Origin of the sequence: Escherichia sp. WS1152, from assembly GCF_046487665.1 — a bacterium.
GTDB lineage: Bacteria > Pseudomonadota > Gammaproteobacteria > Enterobacterales > Enterobacteriaceae > Escherichia > Escherichia coli.
Genome location: NZ_JBJQJA010000052.1, coordinates 1 through 1,656 on the forward strand (window position 1 = coordinate 1; position 1,656 = coordinate 1,656).

Here is a 1,656-nt window from a genome sequence, read left to right on the forward strand (position 1 = left end):
GATCTGGTTCCGATTCTTTGTTTAATTTTTCCAGTTCTTTTAGACGCTTTTTTCGCTGCTCTTCAGTCCCGATATACATGGTAAATCTCCACGGTCTAATGATGGCTCAAATATAAGCCATCATAGCTCAAACGTAAACCATGATAGGTCGACCTAGCTCACACATGCGTGAGCTAACCTTAGACCATGCATGCGTGAGCTAACCCATAATGCAAGTAGCTAAAAAATCAATAACTTACAAAATCGCCCTTAAATATCTTTTCTGCTGAAAGTGTTGCGCAAAGCGGAACACTTTTTTGGGGTGTCGGGGCGAAGCCCTGACCCAGTCACAGAGCGATAGCGATGTGTATACTGGCTTAATCCTCTGCAAGCCTCGTCAGCCGTGATTTTTGCCAGATTTCGAGGTTTTCACGTTCAACAGCTCCTGCACGTTTTTTGCCGTCCGTTCACCGTTAAACTCCGCAGAAATCGGGACAGGATGTGCAAATGTAATACCGTCACCCGCGACGATATTCCGTTTGCCATCTGGTCAGGGCTTCACCCCGACACCCCGCATCAGTGCGTACGTGCTCAATGTGGTTTCCGGTTCTCTTCCGCTTCCTCGCCCACTCGCTCACTAACGTTCGGTCGCTGGGGCTGCGGCGAGCGGTGCCACCTCTCGCATGTTATCGGTGATTCCGCTGTTGTTCTTTCGGGGATGAGTCGCCAGATAGCTCTTCAAACGCTCTCAGAAGCTCTCAGGCGCACGAAACGGGTTTTAAATGCCCGTCAGGGCATGGAAGGCGCGAAAAACGCTTACAGAGGGTTTCAGGAGGTCAGGCGCGCCGATACCCCTAACCAGGGGCTTTCAGGTCGCCAGGAACCGCGTCAGCCCCCTGCAAAGCCCATTTGCACGGCACTGGCAGCTATTCAGCTGGTTGGTGGTCGTAGACCGTCGATGTTACAGCGATGGGGGTCTGGGGTTCTCCCCAGACGGTTTCCGGTTGCGCTCAAGGCGCTGCCGGAACCGTGGCGGCTCGGTCGTTCTGGAGATCGGGGAGCAAAAACACGCAAGGGATTTTGAGGCGGCAAAAGAGCAATGCAGGATAGACAATCATGGTCAGAACGTTAACACGTAACCCCTGATTGTCCGCCTGCCGCTGGCTCAATTTGAAAACATGGCCATGATTCGGCGCTGAATATCACCGTCTTTGTTGACCAGTGTTTTAGTGACAAACGCCGCGTAGTTTTTAGATGTGTTGTATCCCTTCCAGACTTCATGTGGATCGAGTGCATACGCACAAACCTTACCGGCAACAGGAATTCTGACTAACGCGTTTTTTGATTCTAAGTAGTTGAGCCAGCGCTTAATTGTGCTTCGGCTAACACCCAATTTATCTGCTAAAAACTGCTGATCGGCAACAACAGCACCGCATGAGGGATCTATGTGCTCAGCTAAAAACGAGTAAAGCGGTATTGCTACAACTCCCTGCTTGTCCTTCGACAGTTCTCGGATCCTTTCCCAGCCCTTCTGATAAACCTGGGTGAATGGGCCGTTATTTTTCGGATCTGGTTCCGATTCTTTGTTTAATTTTTCCAGTTCTTTTAGACGCTTTTTTCGCTGCTCTTCAGTCCCGATATACATGGTAAATCTCCACGGTCTAATGATGGCTCAAA

General features: G+C 50.2%; 1 protein-coding gene. It reads right to left on the bottom strand.

What is annotated here, in order from left to right; all coding sequences use genetic code 11:
* Positions 1–1,144: 1,144 nt before the first annotated feature.
* Entirely contained in the window at positions 1,145–1,624 is a 480-nt protein-coding gene (locus ACJHW7_RS25235) for a helix-turn-helix domain-containing protein (RefSeq protein ID WP_001620079.1), read from the bottom strand.
* Positions 1,625–1,656: the final 32 nt, after the last annotated feature.